The organism is Pseudoalteromonas sp. GABNS16E (assembly GCF_028598715.1).
Taxonomy (GTDB): domain Bacteria; phylum Pseudomonadota; class Gammaproteobacteria; order Enterobacterales; family Alteromonadaceae; genus Pseudoalteromonas; species Pseudoalteromonas atlantica.
In genome coordinates, this window is the sequence record NZ_JAQREZ010000027.1 from 41,641 (window position 1) to 59,665 (window position 18,025).

Consider the following 18,025-nt stretch of genomic DNA (forward strand, 5'->3'; position numbering starts at 1 on the left):
GGCGCTATGTTTTTTAATATGCTCGCGTTTGAGCTGCGCTATTTTGTGCGCCAGCCTTCGTTTTATGTGACCTCATTAATCTTCTTTTTTATGGCGTTTTTTATAAGCTCCAGTAGTAAGTTTCCGCTAGGTGGGGCTAATGTTCATATGAACTCGCCTTATACCATTATGCTTTTAACGGTTACCTTTTGTACGCTTGCTATGTTTTTAGTGGTTAACTTTGTTGCAAGCTCAGCGATTCGCAATAGTGAGACCAAAATGGATGAGCTGGTGTTTAGTAAGCCGGTTAACCCGCTTGCTTATCAATCAGGACGTTTTTTTGGTGCTTACTTGGTTGTGCTCGTTGTTTTTTTAACTGTGCCATTAGGCGTGTTTTTGGGAACTCAGTTTGGCTTGTTGGTTGGCTGGCTTGATAGTGAGCTAGTAGGCCCTAATAAGTTTATATATTACGCTGCGCCTTTCTTATATTTAGCAGTGCCAAGTTTATTGGTCCTCAGTGCTATTTTTAATAGTGTGGCGGTTTATTTTAAAACCATAATGGCGGTATATGTAACGGCCGTGGTGATCTATATAAGTTACCAATTGGCGAGTATCTATTTTGACGATTTAGCGTTTAGAAATATTGTTGTTTACGCAGACCCATTTGGCACAGGGTCGTTAATTGACTTAACCCGTTACTGGACTGTAAGTGATAAAAATACTGAAGTGTTAACGCTCTCGGGCGATTTTTTAATTAACCGTATTTTATGGGTAGCAATAAGTTTAGCGATGTTTTTTGGCCTCGGAAAGTTAGCTAATCGCGTAGTAAGTAAAAAACAGAAAAAGCAATTTGCTGTTTCTACGTTTGTAAAAAATAAACAAGCAGCACTTATTAGCAGCGCTAAAAATTACAAGTCAAAAGGGGTCAATACGCAATCGCAATTAGTAATGCGCAGCTTATTTGAGCTTAAGCAGGTTATATTAAGTGCTCCTTTTATGATTTTAGCGGGTGTCAGCATTATTACGTTACTCGCACCACTTTTTGCGCCTATTGGCGCATATGGCACAACAGATTGGCCGCTCACACAAAACATGGTGGGCATTATTCAAAACGCCTCCGCTATATTTATGTTTATTATTATTGCTTATTACAGCGCAGAGCTGGTTTGGCGAGAACGCCACAGTGGTATGGGCGATATTGTTGACAGCTACCCGGTGCATAACAGTGTGTTTTGGGTATCTAAAATTATTGCGCTAATCACTGCGGTTTGTGGCCTTTATTTAGTAGGCATGATGTTTACCATTGCAGTGCAACTATTTAAGGGGCAATTTAACTTAGAGCTTGGCCAGTACTTATTTAGATTGGGCTACCTTACATTACTGCCTTTAATTATGATGGCTATATTGGCGTTCTTTTTACAAATAATTAGCCCTAATAAATACATAGGTATGGGTTTGTTTATTCTGTATTACATTGCTCAAATGGTAATGGGTGCTTACGGGTTTGAGCATCATATGTATCATTTTTCGCAAAGCAGCAGCGTACCGTATTCAGACATAAATGGTTACGGGCATTTTTTACAAGGCGCGCATTGGTATACCCTATATTGGGGTGCATTGAGTGTGTTTTTAGCTATTGTAGGGTTTGCTTTATGGCACCGTGGTCCATCGCAAACATTGCGTACGCGTTTATCTTTAGTGCGTTACAACATGTCTTTAAAAGGCCAGATTGCAGCCGTTATAAGTTTATTGGTATTTGTGGGCGCGGGTTATAACATTTATTACAACACCCGTGTAATCAATGAGTTTGTAACAAGTGATGATAACGAAGCGCTACAAGTAAGGTATGAGCAAGAGTTTTCACAATACAAAGACTTGCCACTGCCTATAATAACTGATGTTGATTTACACATTGATATTTATCCTAAAAAACGTGCTTTAAATGCCGTGGCTAAAATTAAGTTTACCAATACCGCAAACGAGCCAATAACCCGTGTGTTAATTAACGAGCCTAGCCAATCTAAAAGCTGGGATGTAAAAATGGCGGGCGGAAAAATAGTTGAGCGTCTGACCGATTTTGGCATGGTATGGTTTGAGTTTGAACAACCGCTAATGCCTAATGAAGTACGCGAAGGTGAGCTTTCTGTTACTCGTGAACACGACGGTTTTGTTGATAGAGGATCTGATACTCAACTCGTGCATAACGGTACATTTGTAAATAATAGAGAATTATTCCCAAATTTTGGTTATCAAAAGTATTTTCAAATTGCGGATAAGTATGAGCGCCGTAAGCACGATTTACCCGAGCTTGAGCGCGCACATAAACTAGAAGACAGCCGCTATTATACGCAAAATGAGTTTGGGCCTGCTAATGGCTTTATAAACTACAAGGCAACAGTAACCACCGATGAGTCACAATTTGCTATTACACCTGGTTATTTAAAAAGTGAAAGTGTAAAAGACGTACGACGTACTTTTGTTTATGAAATGGATGCTCCAATTATAAACTTTTATTCTGTTCTTTCGGCGGAGCTTGAAAGCAAAAAGGTTGAACATAACGGTGTAAATATTGAGGTGTACTACCACAAAGATCATGCATGGAATGTTGACCGTATGATTGAATCGGTACAAGACTCAATAGATTACTACACGCAAGCCTTTGGGCCATATCAGCATAATCAGCTTCGTATTATTGAGTTTCCTAAGTATCGCTCGTTTGCGCAAAGTTTTGCCAATACGGTACCTTACTCAGAAAGTATTGGCTTTATTACAGACTTAAGAGATGAGAGTAAAGTTGACCTACCTTACTATGTAACCGCACATGAAGTTGCACACCAATGGTGGGGGCATCAAGTATCTGGGGCTAATGTAGAAGGCAGCGCCGTTATTTCAGAATCGCTCTCCCAATACAGTGCGCTTATGGTGCTAAAAAAACGCTTTGGCGCCGAGAAGCTTCGTAAATTCTTAAAGTACGAGTTAGATAGATACTTAATGGGCCGCACAGGCGAAGCCTTTGAAGAAATGCCGCTGTATAAAACGCAGTCTCAACAATATCTTCATTACAATAAAGGCTCAGTTGCGATGATGGCTTTGTATGACCGATTAGGTGAAGAACGCTTAAATGCCGCACTTAAAGCGTTTTTGAATGAGTTTAAATACCAATCAGCCCCATACCCAACTACGCTTGATTTACTTAGCTATTTAAAACAAGACGCAACGCAAGCGGAGCAACGTTTTATTGATGATCAGTTTAAATATATAACGCTTTATGAGCTTGAAATGAAAGCAGTGTCGGTTACAGATGATGTTGATAGCGAAGGTTTTTATACAGTAACACTGAACGTTGAAGCAACTAAGCAGCATGCCGATGGACAAGGTGAAGAAACCGAGCAACCACTCGATGAGCTAATTGATATTGCATTATTTAGCGATGATCCTGAAAACCTTCTCGCTGAAGACTTTGTGATTTACTCGCAAAAGCATCAAATAGTCTCTGGTACTAATGCTATTGAGCTAAAAGTAAAAGAAAAGCCAGTGTACGCAGGGGTAGACCCGTACATTAAGCTTGTAGATAAAGACAGTAAAAACAACCTAGCTAAGTTTTAATGATTAATGATTAACGATTAACGGAAAGGGCGCATTTAATGCGGCCTTTTTTGTTTTAGCGAATTGCTAATACCAATGCGCAATAAAGCTTAATAAAGCGAATTAGCATATTGGTAAAAAGAGGTAATAGCAGCGAGGAGCTCGGCGATTAACCGAAGTGGGTTATATAGTAAGGTGCTTTAGTCGCTAAAATTAAAAGGCGCTGTGAGTATTTAGGTGCCCTAAACGAGAAAAGGGCCAAAAGGCCCTTAGTGTTGCAGCAAGTAACACATTTTGTTTTAAAGCGTAAAGTCTACAGCGTAGCCAACGTAAACTTTAACATCTGACTCATCCATGTCGGTGTCAGATACGCCAAAAGTAAAACCATCTTTTGATACAGAGATACCGTAATCAATAATATTATCATCGCCTATAAAGTCGCCAGAGTAGTGACCTAAGTGTAGCGCAACCTCAGTACCATTGCTGCCAACAGCAAAGCTGTAATCGGCATTTAGGTATAATGAATCGCCAAAGTCGGTGCCATCGCCATCTGCCGCTGAAGTGGCAAGGATTGCAGCGCCAAAGGTGAAACCTTCTGCGCTGATGCTACCGTAAATTTCAGAGAAATCAGCATCTGCCTCAGAAGCTGCATCTGGGTAAGCGTAATAAATGTAACCTACATCGTAGCTAAATGTGTCGTTAATATCGCCACCAAAACCCGCGTAAACATCAAGCTCGTAAGTCATTTCATCGGCCCATGAAGCATTTGATGCCCAAGTACCTACATAAAAGCCTGACTCGTCAGCGTAATCAATACCGCCAGAAATAGCAGCATCGCCCCCAGTTTGCTCTTGACCACGCCATAAGTAGTTAGACGTAGCCGCTGCGTTTGCTGTTACTTCTGCATGTACGGCTGTTGATGTTAAAGATGTAGCACCTAATAAAGCTATTGCGCTAATTGCGATGGTTTTTTTTAGTTTTAGCATGTCCATTTCCCGTTATATGATTTTTATCGCCTAGGTTTTTATTCTCTTATTGGCAACCCTTTGACTGGCGGTGTTTTATTGTTTAACTGGGAATGCAATTGCACTGTATGTGCCAGCTTAAAATAATTTCTATAAAACTGTTTTTTTACTTTTATAAAACAATATGTTGAGAAGTTCTAGAAGAGGGGATAATTGAGGAGGTTAATTAAAAAACGCACATTGCTGGTGCATAAATTAACCTAACTGCACCAGAAAAATACAGTTAGGTTAGGTAGATTTAGCCAAATATAGTGCGCATAAGACTAATTGTTTCGTTTACTCCGCGGCCTTTTTGTACTTCGCTAATAATAGAGTCGCGTTTGCTACGAATATGCTCGGGAATGTCATCGGCTGCAAGTGCACTGTCTACAAGTATTTCGGCTGACTCTTTACCTCTGCGCTGTGGTTTTCCTGCACTTGTTGTGCTGCGTTTAGGTTTATTTAATAGCTTAATATAATTTGAGTTGTCGGCCGTGCTGGCATCTGCATAGTAAAAAAAGCACGGTAATAACGCTTTTATACTAACTAGTTGCTCTTCTAGTTCATTGCTGCCATTAGCCATTTTAAACCACGACATAGCATGAATGCTTTGTACTATATCTTGCCAGTAGCGCTCAAAGTCGCGATTGTTTAATTTTGTAATACCTAAAGCTGCGCATAATGCATCAAGACGGCTATTACTAATCGGCGTAAACACATCTGGGCGGCGCATTGCTAATAAACGTGTAGCAGGAGCAAGGGTTGGCTTTTCATCGCTACCGTTAAAGGCAAGTAAATAAGCAACAACAAACTGTTGGTAATCAGCTTCGCTCACATCACCTTCAAGCGGGATGTTAGCAAGTGCATCGTCAAACGCGCCAGGCAAGTCGGCTAGCATTTGATGAAAACCCTTTGCACTTTTTGTTGATGCGAACCATTCAACATCAAAGTTATAGGTGCTTGGGTCGAGCGTGGCAGTGTGTTTACCACTAAATGCCAGTAAATCCTCTGGGATCATATCTTTTAGTGCTTGCTCACGAATGCTGTGCAAATACGTAGTAAGGCGAAGCTGTTCGTCGAGTGCAATAAGTTCTTTATGTTGTTCTACAAACATACTAATAACAGGCCAAGGTGCTACACGTAGTGTTTTAAGCTGTAAAAAGCTAATTGCAGAGGTTAACTGGTCATGCAGCTTTTTTAAAACTGGCAGTTGTTGTGGCTCTAGTAAATCGTAATTTATACGGTCTTTACTTGCACTTAGCAGCTCATAACACCAGCCTAAGAAATCCTCTGGGTGGTTTTCTACTTTCACGGCCATTAGGTTTAGGCTTAGTTCTGAAGCTTGCTTCAAGATGTTTTGGTAAATTTGACTTTCTTGTTCGCCTAGCGCCATTTTTGACGGTGAAATTAGCAGTTTTTTCATGCCTTGTAGAGTCTCCGAGTAGATACATTTTTTAGCTGCTTTATTTTAGCGCAAATACGCCAATAGCAACAGGGCCGTGCATCATACCTAACAATTCAAGGGATGCAATGTTGTAGGGTTTAATACTTGGTTAGATTTAAACTTGATGAGCTTTACTTTTAGTCACCAATTTCGCAACGTTTACTTTTAAGCATAAATTCATTTCAAATTAAATAAATTACAATAAAGTGCTTTTTTGTCACAACGACAATGATTTTAAAGCTAACACTCGCTATGATAAGAACATTATTTGCACGTTTGAAAGGATGATCATGAAGACCTTACTCAAAATTGTTGGTGTAATACTCTTACTTTGTATTGCGTTAATTATTGCCGCTCCGTTTTTAATCCCAACCGATACTATTTTTAATAAAGTATCTGAGCAGGTTGAAAAAACAACAGGGCGCACACTTACTATTAAAGGTGATAAAACGCTTAGTGTATTTCCTGCATTAAAGTTAGAGCTTAACGATGTGCACTTTGCAAACATGCAGACAGGCTCGCGCGACGACATGGCAAGTATGGAGCAATTAGCTGTGCATATACCATGGTTATCGTTATTTGGCGGCGAATTCAGACTAGATAAGTTTGTTATTAACGAGCCCAATATTTTATTAGAAACTGATAAAAACGGTAAAGCTAACTGGCAGTTGTTTGATGCTGTAGCAGAGCAGCCGCAAGAGCAAACTCAATCAGGCGAGTCAGTTAAACTACCAGAGAACTTTGATATAGAGTTAGGTGAAGTGGCTATTTACGGTGGTACGTTTACTTACCTAGATGGGCAAACAGGCGCTAAACAACAAATTAGTGACTTGGAATTGGCTATTTTACTTCCTTCACTACGTAAAACACTAGAGATCAAAGGCGGCATTACATATATGCAAGAGCGCTTTGAGCTTGATGTAAAACTTGATACGCCGGCAAAAGCAATTGAAGGGGCGACGTTTGAGGTTACTCAAAGCGTAGACTCTCGCTTGGTCGATCTTACTTTTATCGGCAGTATTGCTCGCCAAGGTAAAGATATAAAAGGCGAGTTAGCGCTAAGTGGCGACTCTGTTAAGGAGCTAGCAACTTGGCAAGGGGTAGACTTAAACGCTAAAGAAAATGCATTTAATGCGTTTAGTGTAAACGGTAAAATGAATCTTATAGATGATACGTTTAACTTAGAAGAGCTGATTGCTACCCTAGATGAATTAGAGATTAAAGGAAAAAGTGAAGTAAACTTAGGCAATAAACTAGCGGTTAATGCTGATATAGACCTAGGTATGCTTGATTTGAATCCCTACTTACCGGAGGTAGTCGCTAAGCAGCAAGCGCCGCAAAGCGAAGAACCTAAAGCCGCGCAGCCGATTGTTTGGGACGATACTAAAATTGATTTAAGCGCATTAAATGCACTTAATGCTAATGTAGTTATTCGCTCAAGCGGTTTAAAAGCTAACGATATTGAGCTAGGTGCTAATCAATTTACAGTCGATTTAAACAACAGCGTTGCTAAATTAAGCTTAGATAGCTTTAAAGCATATGAGGGCACTGGTAAAGGGGTTATCAACATAAATGCGCAGCAAACGCCGTATAAAATAAGCACAAATTTTGATTTAGCCGACATAGACGCACAACCGTTACTCACTGATGCGGCTGGCTTTGATAAGCTTATGGGTAAAGGGTCATTAAATTGGAATTTAACCACAACTGGGCAAAGTCAAAAAACCTTTATTAATGCATTAAATGGCAAGGTTGGCTTTGAATTTGCCGATGGTGCTGTTAAAGGCGCAAACGTGGCTGAGATGGTTCGCAAAGGCAAAGAGCTTATTACTGGTAACCTTGGAGCTGTGAGTGAAGGGCTAGATACAGGCTTTGAAGAATCAGAGCAAACAGATTTTTCTGCGCTCACCGGTAGCTTTAACTTTACTAATGGCGTGGGCCATAATAACGACCTATCGCTGATGAGCCCACTTATTCGTATTACAGGTGAGGGCGATGTAGATTTGCCTAAAACCAATGTTGATTATCGCTTAGTGACCGGCATTGTTGATTCGATTGAAGGGCAAGGCACTACAGATGATAGTACAGGCTTTAAAATCCCACTGCGTATAGAAGGCCCATTTCATGACGTTGGCTTTAAGCTAGATGTAAGCAACGCGCTTAAAGATGAAGCAAAGCAAAAGCTCGATGACGCCAAAGAGAAAGCAAAAGAAAAAGCCAAGGACAAAGTTAAAGATAAACTAAAAGGTTTATTTGGCTAACTATTAAACCCCACAAATAAATAATTAAGGCGCTATTTGCGCCTTGATTGTTTTATAACCACTTGTAAAATAGCTACATAGCGGTTTTTACTCAGTTTTAATCTGTCCTTCCCTTAAATTAATTAAAAAATAACCTACCACTCACTAGCCAATGCTGGTACAATTGCCCGCCCTTAAGAGACAACTCTGTTGTTTTTTGAGTGGGATTTAATCGAAGTGCCTTGATTTTAAACAAATTTAAGGCAAGTTGTAATTACTACACCGGAGGTCATTAACATGATCCAAATGCAAACTCAGCTGGAAGTTGCTGATAACAGCGGCGCTCGCAAAGTGCAGTGTATAAAAGTCCTTGGTGGTTCACACCGTCGCTATGCGGCAGTTGGCGATATCATTAAAGTTTCTGTGAAAGAAGCTATTCCTCGCGGTAAAGTGAAGAAAGGTGATGTTAAAAACGCGGTAGTTGTGCGTACCAAAAAAGGCGTTCGTCGTCCGGACGGTTCTCTGATCCGTTTCGATAGCAATGCGGCTGTTATCTTAAATGATAACTTGCAGCCAATTGGTACTCGTATCTTCGGCCCTGTGACTCGTGAACTTCGTAATGATAAGTTCATGAAAATTGTTTCACTAGCCCCAGAAGTACTGTAAGGAGTCTATCATGGCAGCAAAAATCCGTCGTGATGACGAAGTAATCGTACTAGCAGGTAAAGACAAAGGTAAGCGCGGCAAAGTGCTTTCAGTTGTTACCGAGTCTGGTCGAGTATTTGTCGAAGGCATTAACTTAATCAAGAAACACCAAAAGCCGGTTCCACAATTGAACCAAGCTGGCGGCATTGTTGAGAAAGAAGCGTCTATCGACGTATCAAACGTTGCGATCTACAACTCGGAAACGAGTAAAGCAGATCGTGTAGGTTTCAAGATTGAAGATGGTAAGAAATTACGTATCTTTAAATCTACTGGTAAAACTATCTAATAGTTGGAGTAGAATGATGGCGAAACTGCATGAAGTATATAAAGACAAAGTAGTTGCTGAGCTTCAAGAGAAGTTTGGTTTCAGCTCTGTCATGCAAGTCCCTCAGATCGAAAAGATCACATTAAATATGGGCGTGGGCGAAGCCCTAGCTGACAAGAAGATTTTAGATAACGCTGTTGCGGATCTAGAAGCTATCGCTGGTCAGAAACCTTTAATCACTAAAGCACGCAAATCTGTTGCTGGCTTCAAAGTGCGTGAAGGCTACCCAATAGGCTGTAAAGTAACCTTACGCGGCGAGCGTATGTGGGACTTTTTTGAGCGTTTGGTATCAATCGCTATCCCACGTATCCGTGACTTCCGTGGTGTGAGTGCTAAGTCTTTTGATGGACGTGGTAACTACAGCATGGGCGTACGTGAACAAATCATCTTCCCAGAAATTGATTACGATAAAGTAGACCGTGTACGCGGTATGGATATCACAATCACAACTTCTGCGAAATCTGATGAGGAAGGCCGTGCGTTGTTAGAAGCGTTTAACTTCCCATTCAAGAAATAAGGGTAGGGTTATGGCAAAGAATTCTATGAAAGCGCGCGAAGCAAAGCGCACTAAACTAGTTGCTCAGTACGCTGAAAAGCGTGCAGCACTAAAAGCTATCATCAGCGATGTTAACGCATCTGAAGATGATCGTTGGGACGCGGTACTTAAGCTTCAAGCTTTACCACGTGATTCTAGCCCTGCACGTCAACGTAATCGTTGTAACATTACGGGCCGCCCACATGGTTTCCTTCGCAAATTCGGCATGAGCCGTATTAAAGTTCGCGAAGCAGCTATGCGCGGTGAAATTCCTGGCCTTAAAAAGGCTAGCTGGTAATAGTATCACGGGAGTAAGACTATGAGCTTGCAAGATCCTATCGCGGATTTGTTTACACGTATCCGTAACGGTCAATCAGCGAAGAAAGTATCTGTAACGATGCCAACTTCAAAGCTGAAAGTAGCAGTAGCTAAAGTATTAAAAGACGAAGGTTACATCGCAGATTTCGCTGTAAACAGCGAAGCGAAACCTGAGCTTTCTATCGAGTTGAAATACTTCGAAGGCAAAGCTGTAATTGAAAATATCCAGCGTGTTAGCCGCCCTGGTCTACGTATCTATAAGAAACGTGACGAATTACCGAAGGTAATGGGTGGTCTTGGTATCGCTATCGTATCAACTTCTAAAGGCCTAATGACAGACCGCGCAGCACGTAGTGCTGGTGTTGGTGGTGAAATCATTGGCTTTGTAGCTTAATCGGAGGGGAACTATGTCTCGCATAGCAAAGGCACCAATCAATGTTCCTGCCGGTGTAGAAGTTACATTAAAAGGCCAGGACATCACAGTTAAAGGCAAAAACGGTGAACTTACTCGTACTATCAACAACGCTGTTGAAGTACAAGTTAACGACAACGTTATTACAACTTTACCTCGTGAAGGCGTAGCTAATGCATGGGCTCAAGCAGGTACTGCTCGCGCTCTAATCAACAACATGGTTGTTGGTACGCATGAAGGTTACGAGAAGAAACTTCAGTTAGTAGGTGTTGGTTACCGTGCTGCAGCTAAGGGTAAAGTTTTAGACTTAACACTTGGTTTCTCGCACCCAGTTAATTTCGAAGTTCCTGAGGGAATTACGATTGAAACTCCAAGCCAAACAGAAGTTCTAGTTAAGGGCGTAGATAAGCAGTTAGTTGGTCAAACAGCTGCTAACATTCGTGCATACCGTAAACCTGAGCCTTATAAAGGTAAAGGTGTTCGTTATTCAGATGAGAATGTACGCCGTAAAGAGGCTAAGAAGAAGTAAGGTAAGACGATGGATAAAAAAACAGCTCGTCTACGTCGTGCTAAACGCACTCGTAGAAATTATATTGAACAAGGCACAACGCGTCTTGTTATCCACCGCACGCCACGTCACATTTACGCTCAAGTAGTTAATGCTGAGGGTACTGTACTGGCTGCTGCTTCTACTGTTGAGAAAGCTATTAGCGAAACAGTTAAAGGCACAGGCAACGTTTCAGCTGCACAAGCAGTTGGTAAAGCGGTTGCAGAACGTGCGGCTGACAAAGGCATCGAAAAGATTGCTTTTGATCGCAGTGGCTTTAAATATCACGGCCGTGTGAAGGCGCTAGCTGATGCTGCGCGTGAAGCCGGTTTGCAATTCTAGGAGTAGACAATGGCTAACGTAGAAGCAAAGCAACAACAGCCTGATTTAGCTGAAAAGCTAATCGCGGTAAACCGTGTGTCTAAAGTAGTTAAAGGTGGTCGTATCTTTAGCTTCACTGCACTAACTGTAGTTGGTGATGGCGCAGGTAAAGTAGGTTTTGGTTATGGTAAAGCTCGTGAAGTTCCAGCTGCTATTCAAAAAGCAATGGAAAAAGCACGTCGCAACATGATCAATGTAGACCTAAATGGCAACACATTACAGCATCCTGTTAAAGGACGTCATGCTGGCTCACAAGTGTTCATGAAACCAGCATCTGAAGGTACTGGTATCATCGCAGGTGGTGCTATGCGTGCAGTACTAGAAGTTACTGGTGTGCAGAACGTACTTTCTAAATGTTACGGTTCTACCAACCCGATCAACGTAGTACGTGCAACGATTCAAGCTCTAGAGAACATGAACTCTCCTGAGTCAATCGCTGCTAAACGTGGTCTGCGCGTAGACGAAATTCTGGGGTAACCATGGCAAATAAAACTGTAAAAGTAACACAAGTAAAGAGCTCTATCGGTCGTTTACCGAAGCATAAAGCTACATTACGCGGTCTTGGTTTACGTCGTATCAACCACACTGTTGAGTTAGAAGACACAGCATGTGTACGTGGTATGATCAACCGAGTTTCTTACATGGTTAAGGTAGAGGGTTAATTTCATGCATTTGAATACACTTTCACCTGCTGCAGGTTCTAAAACTGCTCCAAAACGTGTTGGTCGTGGTATCGGTTCTGGTCTTGGTAAGACTGGTGGCCGTGGTCACAAAGGTCAAAAATCACGTTCTGGCGGTAAAGTACGCGTTGGTTTTGAAGGCGGTCAAATGCCTATGCAACGTCGTCTACCTAAATTTGGTTTCACTTCACGCAAATCGTTAGTATCTGCAGAAGTAAACCTTTTTGAAATCGCTAAAGTTGAAGGCGATGTGGTAGACCTAAACGCGTTACAAGCAGCTGGTCTAGTTAAAAAGAACGTTCTGTTCGTTAAAGTTGTTAAATCTGGCGAAGTTTCACGCGCTGTTACCGTTAAAGGCCTTAAGGCCTCTAAAGGTGCTCGCGAAGCTATTGAAGCTGCCGGAGGCAAGGTAGAAGACTAAGGAAGTACTAATGGCTAAACCAGGTCAAGATACACAAAGTGCACAAAGTGGACTTTCGGAATTGAAGCGTCGATTACTATTTGTTTTAGGTGCTATCATTATTTACCGTCTAGGTTCATTTGTGCCAATCCCTGGGATTGACGCCGCTGTACTTGCCGATTTCTTCGAGCAACAAAAGGGCACCATTGTTGAGATGTTCAACATGTTTAGCGGTGGTGCGCTTGAGCGAGCTTCAGTGTTAGCACTGGGTATTATGCCGTATATCTCGGCTTCGATTATTACGCAACTATTAACGCATATGTATCCTCCGTTTATAGAGCTTAAGAAAGAAGGTGAGCAAGGGCGTAAAAAAATTAGCCAGTACACACGCTACGGCACGCTTGTGCTTGCTACTATCCAATCAATCGGTATTGCAACTAGCTTACCGGGCATGATGGAAGGGTTAGTTGTTAACCCGGGTCTCGGTTTCTATTTCACCGCAGTGGTGAGTTTAGTAACTGGTACTATGTTCCTAATGTGGTTGGGCGAACAAATAACAGAACGCGGTATCGGTAACGGTATCTCAGTTCTAATATTTGTTGGTATTGTAGCTAACCTGCCGTCTGCTATTGGTTCGACAGCCGAAATGGCGCGCCAAGGTGATTTGAATGTTTTTGTACTGTTGATGGTTGCGGTTATAGTATTCGCTGTTACTTATCTTGTAGTGTTTTTCGAACGTGGACAACGTCGTATCGTTGTTAACTACGCTAAACGCCAACAAGGTCGTCAAGTATTTGCTGCTCAAAGCACGCATTTACCACTAAAAGTAAACATGGCGGGTGTTATTCCACCAATCTTCGCTAGCAGTATAATTCTGTTCCCTGGTACAATTGCAAGCTGGTTCGGCCAGGGTGAAGGTCCGGTCGCTGATGTGCTACAAGCTATTGCAACAACGTTGACTCCAGGTCAGCCTTTGTATGCGATGGTGCTAGCAGCAGCTATCATCTTCTTCTGCTTTTTCTACACAGCGTTGGTTTTTAACCCGCGTGAGACAGCAGACAACCTGAAGAAATCTGGCGCATTTATCCCAGGTATTCGTCCAGGTGAGCAGACATCTAAATACATTGATAAAGTGATGACACGCCTGACATTGGCAGGTGCTTTGTATATAACCTTTATCTGTCTGGTGCCCGAATTCATGACTATGGCATGGCAAACGCCATTCTATTTCGGCGGTACATCAATTTTGATTATCGTTGTAGTAATCATGGACTTTATGGCACAAGTACAGACTCACCTGATGTCACATCAGTATGATTCTGTGCTGAAAAAAGCGAACCTTAAAGGCTACGGCCGATAAGGTCAGTTTACGGAGTTGAGCAATGAAAGTACGTGCTTCCGTTAAGAAAATATGCCGTAACTGTAAAGTTATTAAACGTGCTGGTGTAGTACGCGTAATTTGCAGTGAGCCTAAGCATAAGCAAAGGCAAGGCTAAGTAAACAGTCGTGCAGGCTGAGATTTCTCGGCCTGTGTTTTTAGTTGTGATTTGGTCTTCGTTTGAGTATCCTTACGGGCTTTTCAAACTTTTGATTACCAAATTCAAATATAGGAGATGTGTTAGTGGCCCGTATCGCTGGCATTAACGTCCCTGATCATAAACATGCAGTTATTGGTTTAACAGCTATTTATGGCATAGGTAAGACTCGCTCTAAGGCTATCTTAGAAGCGACTGGTATCGCCGAGACCACAAAAATCGGTGAACTTTCAGACGAAACTCTTGACGTACTGCGTGATGCAGTTGGCAAGTACACTGTAGAAGGTGACCTTCGTCGTGAAGTTACTCTAAATATCAAGCGCCTTATGGACCTTGGTTGTTTCCGTGGCCTACGTCACCGTCGCTCTTTACCACTACGTGGTCAAAGAACAAAGACTAACGCGCGTACCCGTAAGGGTCCTCGTAAGCCTATTAAGCGATAAGGGGATAGTATTATGGCTAAGACACCAATTCGTCGTAAAAAGGTTAAAAAGCAAGTTGCTGATGGTATGGCTCATGTTCATGCGTCTTTCAACAACACTATTGTAACAATTACCGACCGTCAAGGTAATGCACTATCATGGGCTACTGCCGGTGGTTCAGGTTTCCGTGGTTCACGTAAATCTACACCATTTGCTGCTCAGGTTGCTGCAGAGCGTGCAGGTACTGCTGCTCAAGAATACGGTTTAAAAAATCTAGAAGTTTTCATTAAAGGTCCAGGTCCAGGTCGTGAATCTGCTGTACGTGCTTTGAATGCTGCTGGTTACCGTATCACCAACATTACTGACGTGACGCCAATACCACACAATGGTTGTCGTCCACCGAAGAAACGTCGCGTTTAACAATAGGTTAGGAGAAATAACATGGCAAGATATTTGGGCCCTAAGCTCAAGCTGAGTCGTCGTGAAGGTACTGACCTGTTCCTTAAGAGCGGCGTAAGAGCTATCGACTCTAAGTGTAAACTTGAGACTGCACCTGGTCAGCACGGCGCTCGTAAAGGTCGCTTATCTGATTACGGTTTACAATTACGTGAAAAGCAAAAAGTACGTCGTATCTACGGTGTATTAGAAAAGCAATTCCGTAATTACTACAAAGAAGCTGCTCGCCTTAAAGGTAATACAGGTGAAAACTTGTTACAGCTTTTAGAGCAACGTTTAGACAATGTTGTATATCGCATGGGTTTTGCTAGCACACGCGCTGAAGCACGTCAGTTAGTAAGCCACAAAGCGATTTTAGTTAATGGTCGTGTTGTGAACATTCCTTCATACGTAATTGCTCCAGAAGATACTGTAGTAATCCGTGAGAAGTCTAAAACACAAGCACGTATCATCGCTGCTCTAGAGTTGGCTGAGCAACGTGAAAAGCCGACTTGGGTTGAAGTTGACGGTAAGAAATTGGAAGGTAGCTTTAAGCGCCTACCTGAGCGTTCAGATCTGTCTGCGGACATTAATGAACAACTAATCGTCGAACTTTACTCTAAGTAAAGTTAAGAGTTAAGAGAGGATAAAATGCAGGGTTCTGTTACAGAATTTCTAAAACCAAGGTTAGTCGATATCGACGCTATCAACCCAACGCGTTCTAAAGTAGTTTTAGAACCACTAGAGCGTGGCTTTGGCCATACTCTGGGTAATGCCTTACGCCGTATACTGTTATCATCTATGCCTGGATGTGCAGTAACTGAAGTTGAAATCGACGGTGTATTGCATGAGTACAGCGCGAAAGAAGGCGTACAAGAAGACATCATTGAAATACTACTAAACCTAAAAGGTCTAGCAGTAACGTTAGAAGGCAAAGATGAAGTTTTTCTGACCCTGACTAAGTCTGGTGTAGGCCCTGTGACTGCGGCTGATATTCAGCACGATGGCGATGTAACAATTGCTAATCCAGATCACGTTATTTGTCATTTAACGACAGATAGCAGCGAGATCAGCATGCGTATTCGTGTTGAGCGTGGTCGTGGTTATGTGCCGGCATCTAGTCGTTTATCCTCTGATGACGATGAGCGTCCAATTGGTCGATTGCTGCTTGATGCATCATTCAGCCCAGTTGAACGTATTGCGTACTCGGTTGAATCAGCCCGTGTTGAGCAACGTACAGACTTAGACAAGTTAATCATTGATATGGAAACAAACGGCACCTTAGATCCTGAAGAAGCGATCCGCCGTGCGTCTACTATCTTAGCTGAGCAATTAGATGCATTCGTAGATTTACGTGATGTAACTGAGCCAGAAGAGAAAGAAGAGAAGCCAGAATTCGATCCTATTCTACTTCGTCCAGTTGATGATCTTGAACTAACAGTACGTTCAGCAAACTGTTTGAAAGCCGAGCAAATTCAATATATCGGTGATTTAGTTCAGCGCACTGAAGTTGAGCTTCTTAAAACGCCTAACCTAGGCAAGAAGTCTCTAACTGAAATAAAAGACGTGCTAGCTTCACGTGGTCTTTCTCTAGGCATGCGCCTAGAAAATTGGCCGCCTGCAAGCCTAGCTGAATAATCTAAATCACTATATTAGTTTAGTTAGAAGGATAGGGTCATGCGCCATCGTAAGAGTGGTCGTCAATTAAACCGTAACAGTAGCCATCGTAAAGCGATGTTCAGCAATATGGCAGGTTCTTTGGTGAAACATGAAATCATCAAAACTACTTTGCCTAAAGCGAAAGAGTTACGCCGTGTAATTGAACCTTTAATCACACTGGCTAAGACTGACAGTGTAGCAAATCGCCGTTTAGCGTTTGCTCGCACGCGTGATAATGAAGTAGTTGGTAAATTGTTCAGCGAAATCGGTCCTCGTAATACAGACCGTCCAGGTGGTTACACTCGTATTCTTAAGTGTGGCTTCCGTGCTGGTGATAATGCACCAATGGCTTATATTGAACTAGTAGGTCGCCCAGCGACTAACGAAGAAGTTCAAGAAGACGCGCAGTCTGCAGAGTAAGTCTTTAAAGAGACACCAAAAAGCCGAGCTTAATGCTCGGCTTTTTAATGCCTAAAATTTGACATCCCTCCAAATAGTTACTTGATAATTACCTATTACCTATTACCTATTACCTATTACCTATTACCTATTACCTATTACCTATTACCTATTACCTATTACCTATTACCTATTACCTATTACCTATTACCTATTACCTATTACCTTCATTCTGTTAAACCGACTTAGTTAAACCAATGTAGTTATAAAGCCTGCATTCTCAAAAAGCTTAATTAAGCGGTAACCCTCTAAGTAGAGCTGATAAGGTTTGTAAAACATACCCCAGACTGTAGATGTACAGTTTAATTTGGATAGTGGTAAAGCAAATTAGCCAATCAAACAGAGATATTTAATTTTAACTCGCTAATTTAGTGAGCTTAAGGCTACTTTTAGTTGGGTTTTTGAGCGTTTAGCTCAAATACTCAGCGAACAGTCATTTATTTCAAGTTTTCTGCAAAAAAGGGTTGATCTGTTTTCGGATCTCCCTATAATGCGACCCCACTGAGACGGCAGAGCGCAACGCATAGCAAGGCAAGAGTCAATCAGTGAGTTGAGTAAAACTTAGTTTTAAAAACTTTCAAGTTTAACAAAATTAAGTATTGACAAAAAAATAGGGAAGCGTAAGATGCGCAGCCCTAGCGAGATAAAGTTTAACGCTTTAATCGCAACGTTCTTTAACAATATAAAGCAATCATCTGTGTGGGCACTCGTACAGATTGAGTTCTAACAGCCAAGCTTAGTTTACTAAGTGAGGCAAGCAAATTTAGAGTCTCAATTGAAACTGAGTGACCAACAGCAATAACTTACTTAGGTTTTACTTAAGAAAAGAGTTGCAGCACAGTCAATTCAATATCGAAAGATATTAAATAAATTCAGAATTCATTGAGCTGTCGAAAGACACAAAACTTTTTAATTGAAGAGTTTGATCATGGCTCAGATTGAACGCTGGCGGCAGGCCTA

The 18,025-nt window shown here is 41.8% G+C and carries 21 protein-coding genes; 19 read left to right on the plus strand and 2 right to left on the minus strand.

What is annotated here, in order from left to right; genetic code table 11:
* The first annotated feature begins 6 nt into the window (after positions 1-6).
* A complete protein-coding gene (locus PSI06_RS12125) occupies positions 7-3,585 on the plus strand; it encodes an ABC transporter permease/M1 family aminopeptidase (protein WP_273603825.1) in 3,579 nt (1,192 codons plus the stop codon).
* Between the two features lie 278 nt (positions 3,586-3,863).
* Here the strand turns inward: PSI06_RS12125 and PSI06_RS12130 are convergent, their stop codons facing one another.
* Positions 3,864-4,550, minus strand: coding sequence for a TorF family putative porin (locus PSI06_RS12130; RefSeq protein WP_004589216.1), 687 nt, complete (start codon positions 4,548-4,550; stop codon positions 3,864-3,866).
* 277 nt (positions 4,551-4,827) lie between these two features.
* A complete protein-coding gene (locus PSI06_RS12135; protein WP_273603824.1) occupies positions 4,828-5,991 on the minus strand; it encodes a hypothetical protein in 1,164 nt (387 codons plus the stop codon).
* Between the two features lie 311 nt (positions 5,992-6,302).
* Between PSI06_RS12135 and PSI06_RS12140 the strand changes: the two genes are divergently transcribed.
* From PSI06_RS12140 to rplQ, 18 genes are all read left to right on the plus strand, one after another.
* Positions 6,303-8,273, plus strand: a complete 1,971-nt coding sequence (locus PSI06_RS12140; RefSeq protein ID WP_273603823.1) for an AsmA family protein — start codon at positions 6,303-6,305, stop codon at positions 8,271-8,273.
* A 276-nt stretch (positions 8,274-8,549) separates the two neighbouring features.
* The gene (gene rplN / locus PSI06_RS12145) at positions 8,550-8,918 is read left to right on the plus strand and encodes a 50S ribosomal protein L14 (RefSeq protein WP_004589211.1); all 369 of its coding nucleotides are present in this window, start codon (positions 8,550-8,552) and stop codon (positions 8,916-8,918) included.
* Between the two features lie 10 nt (positions 8,919-8,928).
* Positions 8,929-9,243, plus strand: coding sequence for a 50S ribosomal protein L24 (gene rplX, locus PSI06_RS12150; RefSeq protein WP_004589210.1), 315 nt, complete (start codon positions 8,929-8,931; stop codon positions 9,241-9,243).
* 16 nt (positions 9,244-9,259) lie between these two features.
* Complete coding sequence (rplE, locus tag PSI06_RS12155; protein ID WP_004589209.1) at positions 9,260-9,799, plus strand: 50S ribosomal protein L5; 540 nt, start codon at positions 9,260-9,262, stop codon at positions 9,797-9,799.
* Positions 9,800-9,809: 10 nt separating this feature from the next.
* On the plus strand, positions 9,810-10,115 hold the full coding sequence (rpsN, locus tag PSI06_RS12160; RefSeq protein ID WP_004589208.1) for a 30S ribosomal protein S14: 306 nt from the start codon (positions 9,810-9,812) through the stop codon (positions 10,113-10,115).
* 21 nt (positions 10,116-10,136) lie between these two features.
* The gene (gene rpsH / locus PSI06_RS12165) at positions 10,137-10,529 is read left to right on the plus strand and encodes a 30S ribosomal protein S8 (protein WP_004589207.1); all 393 of its coding nucleotides are present in this window, start codon (positions 10,137-10,139) and stop codon (positions 10,527-10,529) included.
* A 13-nt stretch (positions 10,530-10,542) separates the two neighbouring features.
* A complete protein-coding gene (rplF, locus tag PSI06_RS12170) occupies positions 10,543-11,076 on the plus strand; it encodes a 50S ribosomal protein L6 (RefSeq protein ID WP_004589206.1) in 534 nt (177 codons plus the stop codon).
* Between the two features lie 9 nt (positions 11,077-11,085).
* Positions 11,086-11,436, plus strand: a complete 351-nt coding sequence (rplR, locus tag PSI06_RS12175) for a 50S ribosomal protein L18 (protein WP_004589205.1) — start codon at positions 11,086-11,088, stop codon at positions 11,434-11,436.
* 9 nt (positions 11,437-11,445) lie between these two features.
* On the plus strand, positions 11,446-11,952 hold the full coding sequence (rpsE, locus tag PSI06_RS12180; protein ID WP_004589204.1) for a 30S ribosomal protein S5: 507 nt from the start codon (positions 11,446-11,448) through the stop codon (positions 11,950-11,952).
* 2 nt (positions 11,953-11,954) lie between these two features.
* Positions 11,955-12,137 (plus strand): 50S ribosomal protein L30, encoded by a 183-nt coding sequence (rpmD, locus tag PSI06_RS12185; protein WP_004589203.1) that lies wholly within the window; start codon positions 11,955-11,957, stop codon positions 12,135-12,137.
* Between the two features lie 4 nt (positions 12,138-12,141).
* Positions 12,142-12,576: a 50S ribosomal protein L15 gene (rplO, locus tag PSI06_RS12190; protein ID WP_004589202.1), complete on the plus strand. Its 435-nt coding sequence runs from the start codon at positions 12,142-12,144 to the stop codon at positions 12,574-12,576.
* A 10-nt stretch (positions 12,577-12,586) separates the two neighbouring features.
* Positions 12,587-13,915, plus strand: a complete 1,329-nt coding sequence (gene secY / locus PSI06_RS12195) for a preprotein translocase subunit SecY (RefSeq protein WP_004589201.1) — start codon at positions 12,587-12,589, stop codon at positions 13,913-13,915.
* A gap of 22 nt (positions 13,916-13,937) precedes the next feature.
* Positions 13,938-14,051, plus strand: coding sequence for a 50S ribosomal protein L36 (gene rpmJ / locus PSI06_RS12200; protein WP_002959476.1), 114 nt, complete (start codon positions 13,938-13,940; stop codon positions 14,049-14,051).
* 125 nt (positions 14,052-14,176) lie between these two features.
* Entirely contained in the window at positions 14,177-14,533 is a 357-nt protein-coding gene (gene rpsM, locus PSI06_RS12205; RefSeq protein WP_004589200.1) for a 30S ribosomal protein S13, read from the plus strand.
* 12 nt (positions 14,534-14,545) lie between these two features.
* Positions 14,546-14,932, plus strand: a complete 387-nt coding sequence (gene rpsK, locus PSI06_RS12210; RefSeq protein WP_002959471.1) for a 30S ribosomal protein S11 — start codon at positions 14,546-14,548, stop codon at positions 14,930-14,932.
* A gap of 21 nt (positions 14,933-14,953) precedes the next feature.
* Complete coding sequence (gene rpsD / locus PSI06_RS12215) at positions 14,954-15,574, plus strand: 30S ribosomal protein S4 (RefSeq protein WP_004589199.1); 621 nt, start codon at positions 14,954-14,956, stop codon at positions 15,572-15,574.
* Positions 15,575-15,598: 24 nt separating this feature from the next.
* Complete coding sequence (locus PSI06_RS12220; RefSeq protein WP_004589198.1) at positions 15,599-16,585, plus strand: DNA-directed RNA polymerase subunit alpha; 987 nt, start codon at positions 15,599-15,601, stop codon at positions 16,583-16,585.
* A 39-nt stretch (positions 16,586-16,624) separates the two neighbouring features.
* Positions 16,625-17,026 carry a 50S ribosomal protein L17 gene (gene rplQ, locus PSI06_RS12225; protein ID WP_004589197.1) on the plus strand — a complete coding sequence of 134 codons (402 nt, stop codon included), beginning with the start codon at positions 16,625-16,627 and terminating at the stop codon, positions 17,024-17,026.
* The last annotated feature ends 999 nt before the right edge of the window (positions 17,027-18,025 follow it).

Excerpts from the sequence above, each read along its gene's own strand:
- PSI06_RS12140 (WP_273603823.1), top strand. The coding sequence starts at position 6,303 with ATGAAGACCTTACTCAAAATTGTTGGTGTAATACTCTTACTTTGTATT.
- rpsN (WP_004589208.1), top strand. The coding sequence starts at position 9,810 with ATGGCAAAGAATTCTATGAAAGCGCGCGAAGCAAAGCGCACTAAACTA.
- secY (WP_004589201.1), top strand. The coding sequence starts at position 12,587 with ATGGCTAAACCAGGTCAAGATACACAAAGTGCACAAAGTGGACTTTCG.
- rplE (WP_004589209.1), top strand. The coding sequence starts at position 9,260 with ATGGCGAAACTGCATGAAGTATATAAAGACAAAGTAGTTGCTGAGCTT.
- rplQ (WP_004589197.1), top strand. The coding sequence starts at position 16,625 with ATGCGCCATCGTAAGAGTGGTCGTCAATTAAACCGTAACAGTAGCCAT.
- rplF (WP_004589206.1), top strand. The coding sequence starts at position 10,543 with ATGTCTCGCATAGCAAAGGCACCAATCAATGTTCCTGCCGGTGTAGAA.
- rpsE (WP_004589204.1), top strand. The coding sequence starts at position 11,446 with ATGGCTAACGTAGAAGCAAAGCAACAACAGCCTGATTTAGCTGAAAAG.
- PSI06_RS12220 (WP_004589198.1), top strand. The coding sequence starts at position 15,599 with ATGCAGGGTTCTGTTACAGAATTTCTAAAACCAAGGTTAGTCGATATC.
- rpmJ (WP_002959476.1), top strand. The coding sequence starts at position 13,938 with ATGAAAGTACGTGCTTCCGTTAAGAAAATATGCCGTAACTGTAAAGTT.
- PSI06_RS12125 (WP_273603825.1), top strand. The coding sequence starts at position 7 with ATGTTTTTTAATATGCTCGCGTTTGAGCTGCGCTATTTTGTGCGCCAG.
- rpmD (WP_004589203.1), top strand. The coding sequence starts at position 11,955 with ATGGCAAATAAAACTGTAAAAGTAACACAAGTAAAGAGCTCTATCGGT.
- rpsD (WP_004589199.1), top strand. The coding sequence starts at position 14,954 with ATGGCAAGATATTTGGGCCCTAAGCTCAAGCTGAGTCGTCGTGAAGGT.
- rplX (WP_004589210.1), top strand. The coding sequence starts at position 8,929 with ATGGCAGCAAAAATCCGTCGTGATGACGAAGTAATCGTACTAGCAGGT.
- PSI06_RS12130 (WP_004589216.1), bottom strand. The coding sequence starts at position 4,550 with ATGCTAAAACTAAAAAAAACCATCGCAATTAGCGCAATAGCTTTATTA.
- rplN (WP_004589211.1), top strand. The coding sequence starts at position 8,550 with ATGATCCAAATGCAAACTCAGCTGGAAGTTGCTGATAACAGCGGCGCT.
- rplO (WP_004589202.1), top strand. The coding sequence starts at position 12,142 with ATGCATTTGAATACACTTTCACCTGCTGCAGGTTCTAAAACTGCTCCA.
- rplR (WP_004589205.1), top strand. The coding sequence starts at position 11,086 with ATGGATAAAAAAACAGCTCGTCTACGTCGTGCTAAACGCACTCGTAGA.
- PSI06_RS12135 (WP_273603824.1), bottom strand. The coding sequence starts at position 5,991 with ATGAAAAAACTGCTAATTTCACCGTCAAAAATGGCGCTAGGCGAACAA.
- rpsH (WP_004589207.1), top strand. The coding sequence starts at position 10,137 with ATGAGCTTGCAAGATCCTATCGCGGATTTGTTTACACGTATCCGTAAC.
- rpsK (WP_002959471.1), top strand. The coding sequence starts at position 14,546 with ATGGCTAAGACACCAATTCGTCGTAAAAAGGTTAAAAAGCAAGTTGCT.